This is a genomic window from Achromobacter insuavis (assembly GCF_902859645.1).
Lineage (GTDB): Bacteria > Pseudomonadota > Gammaproteobacteria > Burkholderiales > Burkholderiaceae_B > Achromobacter > Achromobacter insuavis.
This window is the reverse complement of the sequence record NZ_CADIJR010000114.1, coordinates 1-13,631: the sequence shown is the minus strand read 5'-3', so window position 1 is coordinate 13,631 and position 13,631 is coordinate 1. Positions and strand designations below refer to the sequence as shown.

At 69.8% G+C, this 13,631-nt stretch carries 13 protein-coding genes and 2 riboswitches; of the genes, 10 read left to right on the top strand and 3 right to left on the bottom strand.

What is annotated here, in order from left to right; all coding sequences use genetic code 11:
• From pdxR to H0523_RS29830, 4 genes are all read left to right on the top strand, one after another.
• Positions 1-1,155 (top strand): MocR-like pyridoxine biosynthesis transcription factor PdxR (gene pdxR / locus H0523_RS29845; RefSeq protein ID WP_180180248.1); only part of this gene is annotated, 1,155 nt, incomplete at its 5' end.
• Between the two features lie 129 nt (positions 1,156-1,284).
• Entirely contained in the window at positions 1,285-2,073 is a 789-nt protein-coding gene (locus H0523_RS29840) for a PhzF family phenazine biosynthesis protein (RefSeq protein WP_054435287.1), read from the top strand.
• 152 nt (positions 2,074-2,225) lie between these two features.
• On the top strand, positions 2,226-2,969 hold the full coding sequence (locus H0523_RS29835; RefSeq protein ID WP_054435285.1) for a sulfite exporter TauE/SafE family protein: 744 nt from the start codon (positions 2,226-2,228) through the stop codon (positions 2,967-2,969).
• 2 nt (positions 2,970-2,971) lie between these two features.
• Positions 2,972-3,904, top strand: coding sequence for a LysR substrate-binding domain-containing protein (locus H0523_RS29830; protein WP_054435283.1), 933 nt, complete (start codon positions 2,972-2,974; stop codon positions 3,902-3,904).
• Between the two features lie 342 nt (positions 3,905-4,246).
• On the opposite strand, the gene H0523_RS29825 is transcribed toward H0523_RS29830, so the two are convergent.
• Positions 4,247-5,476 carry a D-amino acid dehydrogenase gene (locus tag H0523_RS29825; RefSeq protein ID WP_054435281.1) on the bottom strand — a complete coding sequence of 410 codons (1,230 nt, stop codon included), beginning with the start codon at positions 5,474-5,476 and terminating at the stop codon, positions 4,247-4,249.
• Between the two features lie 44 nt (positions 5,477-5,520).
• A riboswitch (glycine riboswitch) is annotated at positions 5,521-5,607 on the bottom strand.
• Between the two features lies 1 nt (position 5,608).
• Positions 5,609-5,700: riboswitch (glycine riboswitch) on the bottom strand.
• Positions 5,701-5,851: 151 nt separating this feature from the next.
• Between H0523_RS29825 and blaELC the strand changes: the two genes are divergently transcribed.
• The 6 genes from blaELC to H0523_RS29795 all read left to right on the top strand — a co-directional run bounded on the left by blaELC (position 5,852) and on the right by H0523_RS29795 (position 11,639).
• The gene (gene blaELC / locus H0523_RS29820; RefSeq protein ID WP_082404822.1) at positions 5,852-7,024 is read left to right on the top strand and encodes an ELC family class C beta-lactamase; all 1,173 of its coding nucleotides are present in this window, start codon (positions 5,852-5,854) and stop codon (positions 7,022-7,024) included.
• Positions 7,025-7,109: 85 nt separating this feature from the next.
• Entirely contained in the window at positions 7,110-7,535 is a 426-nt protein-coding gene (locus H0523_RS29815) for a CopD family protein (protein WP_054435277.1), read from the top strand.
• A 162-nt stretch (positions 7,536-7,697) separates the two neighbouring features.
• Positions 7,698-8,537, top strand: a complete 840-nt coding sequence (locus H0523_RS29810) for a MetQ/NlpA family ABC transporter substrate-binding protein (protein ID WP_054435274.1) — start codon at positions 7,698-7,700, stop codon at positions 8,535-8,537.
• Between the two features lie 145 nt (positions 8,538-8,682).
• Complete coding sequence (locus H0523_RS29805) at positions 8,683-9,789, top strand: methionine ABC transporter ATP-binding protein (protein ID WP_054435272.1); 1,107 nt, start codon at positions 8,683-8,685, stop codon at positions 9,787-9,789.
• Positions 9,770-10,426, top strand: a complete 657-nt coding sequence (locus H0523_RS29800; RefSeq protein WP_054435269.1) for a methionine ABC transporter permease — start codon at positions 9,770-9,772, stop codon at positions 10,424-10,426. Before H0523_RS29805 ends, H0523_RS29800 begins: the two co-directional genes overlap by 20 nt.
• A gap of 16 nt (positions 10,427-10,442) precedes the next feature.
• Positions 10,443-11,639, top strand: a complete 1,197-nt coding sequence (locus H0523_RS29795; RefSeq protein ID WP_054435266.1) for a trans-sulfuration enzyme family protein — start codon at positions 10,443-10,445, stop codon at positions 11,637-11,639.
• An 81-nt stretch (positions 11,640-11,720) separates the two neighbouring features.
• On the opposite strand, the gene H0523_RS29790 is transcribed toward H0523_RS29795, so the two are convergent.
• Positions 11,721-12,791: a hypothetical protein gene (locus H0523_RS29790; RefSeq protein ID WP_054435262.1), complete on the bottom strand. Its 1,071-nt coding sequence runs from the start codon at positions 12,789-12,791 to the stop codon at positions 11,721-11,723.
• A gap of 52 nt (positions 12,792-12,843) precedes the next feature.
• A complete protein-coding gene (locus tag H0523_RS29785; protein WP_054435259.1) occupies positions 12,844-13,287 on the bottom strand; it encodes a hypothetical protein in 444 nt (147 codons plus the stop codon).
• Positions 13,288-13,631: the final 344 nt, after the last annotated feature.

Here is a 13,631-nt window from a genome sequence, read left to right as displayed (position 1 = left end):
GCCGAGGCGGGCGGGCAGGCCGTGGCCGCGCCGGTCGAGGCCGCCGGTCCGCCGCCGGCGCCGCGCCGTGAAGCGGCCTTCATGGCGCGCAGCGCCGACGCCTCGCTGTTCCCCATGGAAACCTGGCGCAAGGGCCTGATGGCCAGCGCCCAGCGCGTCACGCCGGCGCAACTGGCGCACGAGGATCCGCTGGGCTGGTATCCGCTGCGCGAGCAGATCGCCCGCTACCTGGGCGCCGCGCGCGGCATCGCCTGCGACGCCGGCCAGGTGGTGGTGCTGACCGGCATCCGCGACGGCCTGGACCTGAGCGCCCGCCTGCTGCTGACGCCGCAGGACAAGGTGCTGGTCGAGGACCCCGGCTACCTCAACGCCGAGCCGCTGTTCAGCCAGTACACGCGGCGCATCGTGCCCATCGCCATCGACGAGCACGGCTTCTCGGTCGCGCGCGCCCGGCGCCAGCGCGGCGCCCGGCTGGCGCACGTGACGCCGGCGCATCAATCGCCCACCGGCGTCACCATGCCCGTGTCGCGCCGCCTGGAACTGCTGGACTGGGCCGCGCAGACCGGCTGCTGGATCCTCGACGACGACTACGACAGCGAGTTCAGCTACGACGGCGCGCCGCTGGCGGCGCTGAAAAGCCTGGACGGCGCCGACCGCGTGCTCCACTTCGGCAGCTTCAACAAGACCCTCTTCAATGCCTTGCGCATCGGCTACGCGGTGGTGCCGCGGTCGCTGGCGCCGGCCTTCGCCCGCGCGCTCTACGTCACCGGGCGTTCGTGCAGCGTGATCGAGCAGATGACGCTGGCGGCGTTCCTGGAGGACGGCGGTTTCGCGCGCCACGTGCGCAAGGCGCGCTCGGTCTACGCCGGCCGCCGCGACCGCGTCATGGCCATGCTGCGCGAGACGGTAGGCGCGGCGCCGCTGCGCGTCAGCGGCGAGCAGACCGGCTTTCACCTGGTGTGGTGGCCGCCGTCCGGTTTCGACGTCGCGGCCCTGTTGGTCCGCGCCCGCGAACGCGGCGTGGGCATCCAGCCGGTCGCCGACTTCTGCCGGCGGGTGTCCTGGCCGGACGGCGTCGTCATCGGCTACAGCGCGCGGCAGGACGCCGACCTGGACCGGCTGGAGGCGCTGCTGCGCGAGGCCGCGCGCCGCTAGCCAGGGCGGCGCGGGACGGGCCCGCGCGCAGCCGGGCGCCCGGTCGCCAGGCGCGGGCGGTTTTCGTAGCAAAATGCCGCATGGCGTGCCTGCGCGCGCCGCCGACTTCACCGCATTCGAGGATCCTCCATGCCGCAACTCGATCTCTACCAGGTAGACGCCTTCTCCGCCGCGCCGTTCGGCGGCAATCCCGCCGCGGTGGTGCCGCTGGACGCCTGGCTGCCCGACGCCACGCTGCAACGCATCGCCGAGGAAAACAACCTGTCCGAGACCGCCTACGTCGTGCGGCGCGGCGACCTGTACGATCTGCGCTGGTTCACGCCCGCGGTCGAGGTCGACCTGTGCGGCCACGCCACGCTGGCGACGGCCTGGGTGCTGTTCGAGCAACTCGGCGCCAAGGACGAGGTGCTGCGCTTCGCCACCCGCAGCGGCGAGCTGCAGGTGCGCCGCGCTGGCGACGGCCTGGCGATGGACTTCCCGGCCAAGCAGCCGGTGGCCGAGGCCGTGCCGCCCGGCCTGTTGCAGGCCCTGGGGCTGGCCGAGGCGCGGGCGCTGTACCGCACCGACGACTACCTCGTCGTGATCGACGACGAAGCGCTGATCGACGGCCTCAAGCCGGACTTCGCCGCGCTGGCGGCCTTCGACGTGCGCGGCGTGGCGGTGACCGCGCCGTCCGCGCGCCACGATTTCGTGTCGCGCTGGTTCGGTCCGCGGGTCGGCGTGAACGAAGACCCGGTGACCGGCTCCGCGCACACCTCGCTGGCGCCGTACTGGGCGCAGCGGCTGGGCAAGACGGTCCTGAGCGCCGAGCAGGGCGGGGCGCGCAAGGGGCAGCTGCGCTGCGAGGTGCGCGACAACGGCCGCGTCATCATCAGCGGGCAGGCGGCGTTGTACCTGCGCGGCGCGATCTTCCTCTGAGACGGCGCGGCGCCCGCCGCCATTACCGAAAACCTATCGCCTCATCAGCACTTCAAATACGCGCCACGCCGAGGCGCGCCTAGAATCTGCCGTCACAAGACACGGACCGGCCGACACGCGTCGGCGGTCACGACAACAAGGAGACGCAGGGCATGGATGCGGTGTGGATAGTGGCGATCGGCGCGGCCGCGGCGGGCTTCGTGCAGGGGCTGTCGGGCTTTGCCTTCGGCATGGTGGCCATGTCGTTCTGGGCCTGGGTGCTGGACCCGCGGCTGGCGGCGGCGCTGGCGGTGTTCGGCGCGCTGACCGGGCAGCTGCTGGCGGTGTTCTCGGTGCGCCGCGGCTTCAACTGGCCGCTGCTGTGGCCGTTCCTGCTGGGCGGGCTGGCCGGCATCCCGCTGGGCGTGCTGGTCCTGCCGCACCTGGACATGGACTGGTTCAAGGCGGTGCTGGGCGCGTTGCTGGCGCTGTGGTGCCCGGTGATGCTGGTGGCGCAGCGCCTGCCGCGCATCGGCGGCAACCGCTGGGGCGACGGCGCGGTCGGCCTGGTGGGCGGCGTGCTGGGCGGCATCGGCGGCTTCGCCGGCAGCGTGCCGACGCTGTGGTGCACGCTGCGCGGCTTCAACAAGGACACGCAGCGCGCCGTGATCCAGAACTTCAATCTGTCGATGCTGTCGGTGACCATGGCGATCTACCTGGCCACCGGCATCGTCACGCGCGACATGGCGCCCATGTTCGCGGTGGTGGCGCCGGCCATGCTGATCCCCACGCTGCTCGGCACGCGCCTGTATATCGGCATTTCCGACGTGACGTTCCGGCGCGTGGTGCTGGGGCTGCTGACATGCTCGGGCCTGACGCTGCTGGCGTCGTCGGTGCCGCAGCTGCTGGCGCGCTAGCCATGAACCCTTCCCGCATGCTGCCCGGCACGCGCGCCCTGCGGACTTTCGAGGCCGCGGGGCGGCTGCTCAACTTCACCCGCGCCGCGGACGAGGTGGGCCTGACGCCCGCGGCGGTCAGCTATCAGATCAAGGAAATCGAGGACCAGCTGGGCCTGGTGCTGTTCACCCGCAGCAGCCGCAGCATCCAGCTGACGCCGGCCGGCGCGGTCCTGCTGGAAGCCGCCGCCGACGCGCTCGATGGATTGCGGCGCGCCGTCGGCCGCGCCCAGCGCATGGCGCGCGGCGCCGGCCACCTGCGCCTGTCGCTGGAGGCGCGCTTCGCCACTCATTGGCTATTGCCGCGCCTGGCGCGCTTTCGAGCGGCCCATCCGGGCCTGGAACTGACGTTCGACATCAGCGACCAGGTGCGCGATTTCGAGGTGGACGACATCGACGCCGCGATCCGCTTCGGCGCGGGCCGCTACCCGGGTACGCGGGCCGACCGCTTGTTCGCCACGACGCTGGCGCCAATCGCCAGTCCCGCCTTGCTCGCCAGCGGACCCGCCATCGCCTCGCCGCGCGACCTGGCGCACTATCCCTTGTGTCACGTCGATTGCGTGGCCGAGGGCATGGTCTGGCCGGACTGGCGGATGTGGCTGGCGGCGGCCGGCGTGGCGGACGTCGACGCCAGCCGCAGCCTGGCCTTTCCGGATTCCAGTCATGTGGCGCAGGCGGCGCTGGACGGCAGCGCCGTCGGCCTGCTGGAACCGGCCATGGTCGAGGCCGATCTGGCTCGCGGACGGCTGGTCAGGCTGTTCGATATCGACGTCGGCATGGCGCCGGACTTCGCTTATTACCTGGTCTATCCGCAAGGCAGCGCGGAGGATGCGCGGGTGCTGGCGTTGCGGGATTGGCTGCGCCAGGAAGCCGGGACGTTGGACCTGGTGCGGTGACGACGTTCACGAGCGTTCAATCCTCGTCGTTTTCGTCCATGTCATCCAGTCGGGCAAAGACTGCTTTTGCAGGAGACGTTCGGCCTGCCTCGATTTCCTGTTGTCCTTGCAAGAGGATTTGAAGGAGCGCTTGGGCTTGCTCTTGCAGGGGTTCGAGGTGGATATCGTCAGGCATTATCGTGACGCTGCGTTGAGGTCTTGGGGGCAGTTGTCCGTGAATCGCAAGCGGACAAGATGCGACGGGCGAGTTTGGGGCTGCCCATCGCCTTGTCATTGGCAGCCGCGAGCTTACAACGGCCTCATGACCGTTCCAAGCGCCTGCAGCTAGCCTTCAGTCTGACATCAAGGCAGCGCCACCGCCTCCCTGACGCTCGCCGCCAGCATCTGCGCCGTCGCCGCCGACAGCGTCCAGCCCAGGTGTCCGTGCCCGGTGTTGTAGAACACGCCCGGCCGCTTGCCCGGGCCGACGCGCGGCATCATGTCGGGCATCATCGGCCGCAGGCCGCACCACGGCACCACGCGCGCGGTGCGCACGCCGGGGAAATGGCGGCGGGTCCAGTCCACCAGGGGCTGGATGCGTTCGGCGCGGATGTCCAGGTTGAAGCCGTTGAACTCGGCGGTGCCGGCCACGCGGAAGCGGTCGCCCAGGCGGCTGGTGACGATCTTGGCGGCCTCGTCCAGCAGGCTCACGGTGGGCGCGGCGGCCTGGCTCGCGGCGTCGTCCAGATGCACGCTGATCGAATAGCCCTTGACCGGGTAGATGTTCAGGCGGTCGCCCAGCTGCCGCGCGAACTGGCGGCTGGCGGCGCCGGCGCAGACCACGATGGCGCTGGCCTCGTGCTGTTCGCGCCGCGCGCCGTCCTCGCGCGCCACGTCCAGCACGTAGGGCAGGCCGTCGCGGCTGATGGCGCGGATGTCGGCGTCCTGTTCGAAGCGCACGCCGCGCCGCAGGCACGCCTGCGCCAGGCCGCTGGTGAACTTGTGGATGTCGCCGGTGGCGTCGGACGGCGTGTAGAAGCCGCCGTGGCAGGGCGTTTGCAGCGTCGGCTCGATGCCGCGGATTTCCTCGGGCGTGACGGCGTGCCGCTCCAGCCCGCCTTCGCGCAGCAGCGCGTTGGCGCGGCGCGCGGTCTCGAAGCTGGCCGCGTCATGGTAGATGTGCAGGATGCCGCGGCGCTGCAGGTCGAAGTCGATGCCTTCCTCGACCGCCATGGCGTACAGGTGCTCGCGCGCCTCGATCGCCATGCGGGTGGTGGAAATGGTGTTCTGGCGGTAGTTGCGGATCTGCCCCATGAACTGGGCCAGCCACGAATACTTGTGCCAGCTCGGGCGCGGGTTGAGCAGCAGCGGCGCGTTGTGGCGGCCGAGCCAGCGCAGGCCCTTGATGACAGTGGCGGCGCTGTTCCAGACTTCGGCGTTGCTGGCGGACAGCTGGCCGCCGTTGGCGTAGGACGTCTCCATGGCGGGATAGCGCTGGCGGTCGTAGACGGTGACGTCGTAGCCCAGTTTGCTCAAGGCGTAGGCGGACGTGACGCCGGTGATACCGGCGCCGATGATGGCGATGCGGGGCATGATGGCTCCAGAAGGCGTGGCCACGACCCAACGGCCGTGGCACCCCATCTGTCTCTGTACCTGAGAGCTTCACCCGGGCGCTGCGGCGCGGGTTCCCCTTCGGTGGGCGCCAGGCGCCTCTCTCCAGATTGTCTAGACCGCGCAGTCCTGTTGCCTGAGAGTTTCCGGGGCGGTTGCTCCGTCGGCGCCCGCCACGGGGGACGGGACTCTTCTGCGGGGTTTTGAATCGACGCAGTGAGAATAGCCAAAATCCGCCGCGAGCGGGACTCAGGGTTAATACCAAGAAGGAGGCAGATAGGCTCTACACTGGGCGCCGACCCGCCGGCACGCGCCGGTCAGAAAACGAAAGGACGATCCCGCATGCGCGCTCCGGCAATGTTCCGTATTCCCCTGCTGTCCATGACGTTGACGCTGGCCCTGGCCGCCGCCGCCTCGGCCAGCCCGGCCGTTGCGCAAGCGCCCGCCGCCAAGGCCGATCGCGCCACCGCCGCCGTCGACGCCGCCGTGGCCGAGGTCATGCGTGAATACGGCATCGCCGGCATGGCCATCGGCGTCAGCCGCGACGGCGAGCAGCGCTTCTTCAGCTACGGCGACGCCTCGCGCGCGCCGCGCCGCGCGGTCTCCAGCGACACCCTGTTCGAACTGGGGTCGATCAGCAAGACCTTCACCGTCACGCTGGCCGCCTATGCCCAGGCCACGGGCCGCCTGTCGCTCACCGACAGTCCGGCCAAGTGGGTGCCCGAGCTGCAAGGCAGCGAATTCGCCAAGCTGACGCTGGTGAACCTGGCCACCCACACCGCCGGCGGCTTTCCCCTGCAGGTGCCGGACGCGGTGCAGACCATGGCGCAGCTGATGGACTACCTGAAGGCCTGGACCCCGCAGTACGCGCCCGGCACGCGCCGCACCTACGCCAACCCCAGCATCGGCATGCTGGGCGTGGTGGCGGCGCGCGCGCTGGGCGAGCCCTATGTGGCGGCGATGGAGCAGCAGCTGTTCCCCAAGCTGGGCCTGCGCGACACCTACCTGGAAGTGCCGCCGCGCAAGATGCCCGACTACGCCCAGGGCTACGACAAGCAGGACGCGCCGGTGCGCGTGAACCCGGGCGTGCTGGCCGACGAGGCCTATGGCGTGAAGTCCAGCGCCCGCGACATGTTGCGATTCGTCGAGATCAACCTGGGCACCGCGCCGGTCGAAGCCACGCTGCAGCGCGCCATCGCCGCGACCCAGACCGGTTATTACCAGCTGGGCGCGATGACGCAGGACCTGATCTGGGAGCAGTACCGTTACCCGGTGTCGGTGGACGATCTGGTGCACGGCAATTCCGCCCAGGTCGCGTTCGAGACCCTGCCGGTCAAGGCCCTGCAACCGCCGCTGGCGCCGCAGCAGGCGGTGTGGATCAACAAGACCGGCGCCACCAACGGCTTCGGCGCCTATGTGGCGTTCGTGCCGTCGCGCAAGCTCGGCATCGTGATCCTGGCCAACCGCAACTATCCGAATGAGGCGCGGGTGCGGCTGGCGTTGCGGGTGCTCAAGGCGCTGGCGCCGTGAACGCCGCCATCGGCCTTTGCCCTAGCGCAAACACGTCGGACCCGATCCCACCCCGGCGCGCGCCACACCGGCGATAATCGCGCGCATGACCTACCAACTACTCAAAATGCTGCATGTCGCCGCCGTGGTCGCATGGCTGGGCGGCTCCCTGTTCGTGTCGCTGTTCCTGCTGTCGTCGCAGCCGCCCGACAGCGACGAGGCGCCCAAGGAGCGCAAGATGCTGGGCGCGCTGCGCCGCTGGACGCTGTTCGTGACCACGCCGGCAATGGTGCTGGCCTGGCTGGTCGGCCTGCACCTGGCGGTGACCTTCGGCTGGTTCGCGATGACCTGGATCTGGATCAAGATCGCGCTGGCGCTGGTCCTGTCGGGCCTGCTCGGCGTGCAGAGCGCCGCCTTGCGCCGCCAGTCCCAGGGCAGCGCCAAGCGCGCGCCGCTGGTCGACCTGTACGCGCCGCTCACGGTGGTCGCGGCGGCGGTCATCGTGACGCTGGTGGTGGTCAAGCCGTTCTGAGGCGCGGCGCGCGCCATTGGCGCCGGGCGCCGCCGCTTATGCGCCGGCGCCATATCCAAACACCCCTGTAATAACGACTCAACGAACTATTCGTTCGCGCCCGCGGGGGCCATCCCTAGAATCGTCTGCTCATAACCGTATCGACTGAGAGGCGATTTCCATATGACTCCCCGTACTGAATCCGCCCGCCTGGGCACGTTGGCCAAGGCCCTGCTGGGCGCCGTGCTGGCGGCCGCCGCGATGTTCCACGGGCCGGCGTTCTCGGCCGATCCCAAGCCGCTCAAGGTCGGCGTGCGCGGCGGCGTCGACGAACAGATCTGGGAAGTGGTGGCGCAGGTCGCCAAGAAGAACGGCCTGGCCGTCGAGCCGGTGGTCATCACCGGCACCGCCAGCCCCAACGAGGCGCTCAACAACGGCGACCTGGAGGCCAACGCGTTCCAGCACATCCCGTTCCTGAATGACCAGATCAAGCAGCGCGGCTACAAGCTGGTGCCGGTGGCCAACACGCTGATCTCGCCCATCGCCTTCTATTCGAAGAAGTACAAGTCGCTGCAGGCCCTGCCCGAGGGCGCCAAGGTCGGCATCCCCAACGACCCCAGCAACCAGACCCGCGCGCTGGTGATCCTGCGCGACCAGGGCCTGATCACGCTCAAGGACGGCTTCGATCCGGCCACGGGCACGGCCACGCTGGCCGACGTCACGTCCAATCCGCGCAAGCTCAACTTCGTCGAAAGCGCCTCGGTGGTGCTGGCGCGCTCGCTGCCCGACGTCGACACCGCCGCCATCGTCAACAGCTTCGCCTACCAGGCCGGGCTGATCGCCACGCGCGACGGCATCGCGATCGAGAAGAAAGAGAACAACCCCTACGTCAACATCATCGCCGTGCGCGAGAAAGACAAGAACGCGCCCTGGGTGCCCGAGCTGGTCAAGGCCTACCACTCCGAGGAAGTGCGCCAGTTCATCCTGAGCAAGTACGAAGGCTCGGTCATTCCGGTCTTCTGAACTTGCGCGTCGGGTGTGGCGGCGCCAGCCGGCGCCGCGATCAACCCAGGCGCCGGTTCACACCACAAGGCGCCTCGCACAGGCCGGTGATCGGATGCCGGGCCAGGCGAGGCCGCCGCCTGACCAGGCGGCTCGGAGACAGGGCATGATGCAACACGAGTTTTCCTTGCCGGACGCGGCCGAGCAGGCCGAGGCCGGCGCGGCGCGCGACGCGCACATTGTTTTCGACGGGCTGCGCAAGCACTACCAGGGGCCGCAGGGCCCGGTGGCGGCGCTGTCCGATATCTCCTTTTCCATCGCCCGCGGCGAGGTGTTCGGCATCATCGGCCGCAGCGGCGCCGGCAAGTCGACCCTGCTGCGCTCGATCAACATGCTGGAGCGGCCCAGCGCCGGCCACGTGCGGGTCGACGGCGTGGACGTCGGCAGCCTGGACGAGGATGCGCTGGTCGGCCTGCGGCGCCGCATCGGCATGATCTTCCAGCACTTCAACCTGCTGTCGGCCAAGACCGTGGCGCAGAACGTGGCCCTGCCGCTGCGCGTGGCGGGCGTCAAGCCGGCCGAGGCGCGCGCCAAGGTCGACGCGCTGCTGGACCTGGTCGGGCTGCGCGACAAGGCCGACGCCTATCCGTCCAAGCTGTCCGGCGGCCAGAAGCAGCGCGTGGGCATCGCCCGCGCGCTGGTGCACGACCCCGAGATCCTGCTGTGCGACGAAGCCACCTCCGCGCTCGACCCGGAAACCACGCAGTCGATCCTGGCGCTGCTGCGCGACATCAACCGCAAGCTGGGCCTGACCGTGGTGCTGATCACGCACGACATGGCGGTGATCCGCGAAGTCTGCCACCGGGTGCTGGTGCTGGACGGCGGCCGCAACGTCGAGCACGGCGAGGTCTGGCGCGTGTTCGGCAATCCGCGGGCCGATGCCACGCAAGCCCTGTTGCGTCCGTTGCAGCACGACCTGCCGGCCGATCTGGCGGCGCGGCTGGTGCCGGACCTGCAAGGCCGGCCCGGCGTGGCGGTGCTGCGGCTGCGCTTCACCGGCCAGGGCCGGCCGCAAGGGGTGTCGCTGCAGGCGCTGGCCGCGCTGGGGCCGGGCGCGACGCTGTTGCATGGCGGGCTGGACCGCCTGCGCGGCCACGCCCAGGGCAGCCTGCTGGTGTCGGTGCCCGTGGCGGTTCTACAGGAAGAGGCCGCGCGCGCCGCGCTGGTGGCCGATCAGATCAAGGTGCTGGGCTATGTCGCTGTCGATGCTTGATAAATACCTGCAGGCATTCCTGCAGACGCTGACCATGGTGGGCGTGTCCGCGGTCATCGCGATCGCCGCCGGCCTGACGCTGGCGGTGGTGCTGACCGTCACCGCGCCGGGCAACCTGTATCCGCGGCCGCGCCTGAACAAGGCGCTGTCGATCACGGTGAACACCTTCCGCGCCATCCCCTTCATCATCCTGCTGGTGGCCATGCTGCCGTTCACGCGCATGCTGGTCGGCACCACGCTCGGCACCTGGGCCGCGATCGTGCCGCTGTCCGCCAACCTGGTGCCGTTCTTCGCGCGCATCGCCCAGGTCAGCCTGAACGATGTCGACCACGGCCTGGTGGAGGCCGCCCGCGCCATGGGCTGCCGCCGCTGGCACATCGTGCGCCACGTGCTGCTGCCCGAGGCGCTGCCGGGCATCATCGGCGGCATGACCGTCAGCGTCATCGCCATGATCAACGCCTCGGCCATGGCCGGCGCGGTGGGCGCGGGCGGCCTGGGCGACCTGGCCATCCGCTACGGCTATGAACGCTATGAAACCCGCGTGATGTTCGAAGTGATCGTGATCCTGATCGCGCTGGTCTCGATCGTGCAATTCACCGGCGAATGGCTCTCGCGCCGCGCCGACCACAAGCGCTGACTCCTGGAGGTCCCCCATGTCCGACACGCAACACCACGGCTTCGCCACGCGCGCCATCCACCTGGGCTACGACCCGCTGGACGAGCAGGGCGCGCTGTCGCCGCCGCTCTACCTGACGTCCACCTACACCCAGGACAGCATCGAGGCCTTCGACCGCATCCGCCTGGGCGAACAGTCGGGCTACGTCTACGGCCGCACCCGCAACCCGACGCAGGCGCTGCTGGAAGAGCGGCTGGCCTCGCTCGAAGGGGCCGAGGCCGGCGTGGTCACGGCCTCCGGCATGGCGGCGATCTCGGCCACGCTGCTGTCGCTGCTGCAGAGCGGCGACGAGATCGTGGTCGACCAGATCGTCTACGGCACCGCCTTCACGCTGTTCGCGCAGGGGCTGCCGCGCCTGGGCATCAACGCCGTGTTCGCCGACTTCACGCGCCCGGAAACGGTGGCCGCCGCCATCGGCCCCAAGACCCGCGCCGTCTATTTCGAGACGCCGGCCAATCCCAACCTGCGGCTGGTCGATATCGCCGCGATCTCGGCCATCGCGCGCGGCAAGGGCCTGCTGACGATCGTCGACAACACCTTCGCCACGCCGGTGCTGCAGCGGCCGCTGCAGCATGGCGCCGACATCGTGCTGCATTCGGCCACCAAGTACCTGGGCGGCCACGGCGATCTGCTGGCCGGCGCGGTGGTCGGCCGCAAGCAGCACATTGACGCGATCCGCCTGCAGGGCCTGCGCTATTTCACCGGCGCGACGCTGTCGCCGTTCACCGCCTTCCTGGTGCTGCGCGGCCTGAAGACGCTGGAACTGCGGGTCGAGCGCCACAGCGAGTCGGCGCTGAAGGTGGCGAAGTTCCTGCGCGAGCACGCGGCGGTGGCCGACGTGTTCTATCCGGGCCTGGCGGGCACGGCCGGCGCCGAGATCGCGCAGCGCCAGCAGGCGGCCGGCGGCGGCCTGGTGGCGTTCGAACTGAAGGGCGGGGTGGCGGCGGGCCGGCGCTTGCTGAACAGCCTGAAGCTGGCGCGCATCGCCGTCAGCCTGGGCGATCCGGAAACGCTGATCCAGCATCCGGCCACCATGACGCACGCCAGCTACACGGCCGAAGACCGCGAAAAGTATGGCTTGTCGGAAGGCCTGTTGCGCTTGTCGGTCGGGCTGGAAACCGCCGCCGACATCCTGGCGGATCTCAAGCAGGGGCTGGACGCGGCGGGGACCTGACGGGCGCGGCGTCTCGGCGCGGTATCTCGGCAGGGCGTCTCGGCGCTGCGCCTCAGTGCAGCAGCACAGAGGCGCAGCACTTCAGCGCAGCACCGAGGTCAGGCTGTCGAACTGCTGCGACTCCAGCCGCGCGCGTTCCTCGGTCAGCTTGCGCACCGCCAGCTGGTGCGCGCGGAAGCGGTTCAGCAGGCTGTCGCGGTCGAACACGATCTCGTTGTGCTCCACGCGCCACGAGCGGCGGTTGTCGTCGAGCAGGGTGATCATCTTCTCGAACTCGTCCAGGGTCTGGCGCTCCAGGTCCCAGTTGCGGGCCAGGGTCGCCTTCTGCTGCGGCCGCGACTTGATCGCGCCCTCGACCATGCGGTCCTTCTGCTGATCGCTCAGGTCGAGCGAGCGGATGGTGACGGGCACGTCGGCCAGCAGCCGCTGGTTCTGCTGGCTGTACTTCTGCACCACGCGCTGCGATTGCTCCAGGATCAGCCGGCTTTCCACCATGCCGCGATCGCGCGCCAGCCGGTTGGGGATGAAGAGGTCGGACAGCCGCACCTCATCCAGCTCCTTCATGTAGGCGCGGTACTGCGCCACCCGCTGTCCCAGGATGATCTTGACGCCGCGCTCGATCTCGCCGTACACGCCGCGCGCCTTGGGCGTGGCGTCGATGTCCGGCACATCGCCGGGCGGATGGTCGGGCGCGTTGAGCGCGGCGCGCATCCATTCGCCGGTGCGGCGGATCTCGGCCAGCGCGGTGGCCTTCTGCGTTTCGCGATAGGCCGACAGGCCGGCCAGGACGGCGGCCGCGGCGGCCAGCACCAGGCCCGTGGCGAACGTGGCGCGCATGCGATGCAGCGGCGTGCGAAAGCGTTTGAACAGCGACAGGACCAGGATCACCAGGGCGGCGGGCAGCAGCAGCGCGATGGCGGTGCCGACCGCGCCGCCGACGCGGTAGCTCATCGATTCGGCCGGATCGGCGACGCCGGCCGCGCCGTCGGACTTGAACATCAGCGCCAGCAGCCACAAACCGATGTACAGGATCCAGGTCCCCGTCCGCAGGGCGCGGCTGGGTCGCGGGGATTCGGGCGTTGCCGATGTCGCGAACGGCATCGGCGTGCCGGCGCCTTCCGGGTTCAGGGTGGGTTCTCTACGCGTTTCCACGGCGGGCGGCAGCCACGAAATATTTAGCCGCAGATGTTACCGTGAGGGCTTTTCAGGTGCAATGCGGATCGCGCCGCCAGGCCACCCAGGTGCCCTCGCCCTCGAAATGATGGATACCGCGCTTGGCCACGGCCAATCCCTCGCGCAGGGCCTGCACGTCCAGTCCCGGCATGTGCCGCAGCAAGGCCGGGGGCAGGGCGGCCAGGTCGAGATGTTCCTGGCCGAACGCCACCGCCATCAGCGAGCCTTCGTCGTGGACCCGGACGTACCACAGGCCTTCCATGTAGTCGCCCACCCACGGGTCGGGAAACAGCGCCTCGGTGAACTGGAAGCCGAATTCGTCGATGGCCTCCCAAGGCCAGAACTGGCGCCGGCCGCCCGTCGCTTCGTCGCCCATGGCGCGGGTGAAGCCGCTGTCATCGAAGCGGATGGTTTCGGCGTAGGGATCGGGCGGCGCGGGCGGGCCGGTGAGCAGCCGTTTGAGCAGGGACCACATGGCGGCAAGGGGGCACTCGAAAGAGGACAGCGGGCAGTGTAGGGGCGCGGATTGCTGCCGCAATGTTACAAGCATTGATCCACGTCAACGCCCGGCCTCGGCACGCCAGTTAGGGTAGATGTTTTTTCCTGACGGGTCGCCGGCGACTGGCCGGCCGCCGTGGCTCGGACCTCACGCGCAGCAAGGATTGCAACGATGACAGACAAGAACCCGCAAGCTTCCGTATCGCCCGGCGAGAACAAGGACGATACCTCCGCGCCGCGCGCCGCCAAGCGCACCGCCGCGCCGCGCAAGACCACGCGATCCGCCCCGGCCGCCAAGCGCACGCCGGCCGCGGCGCGGTC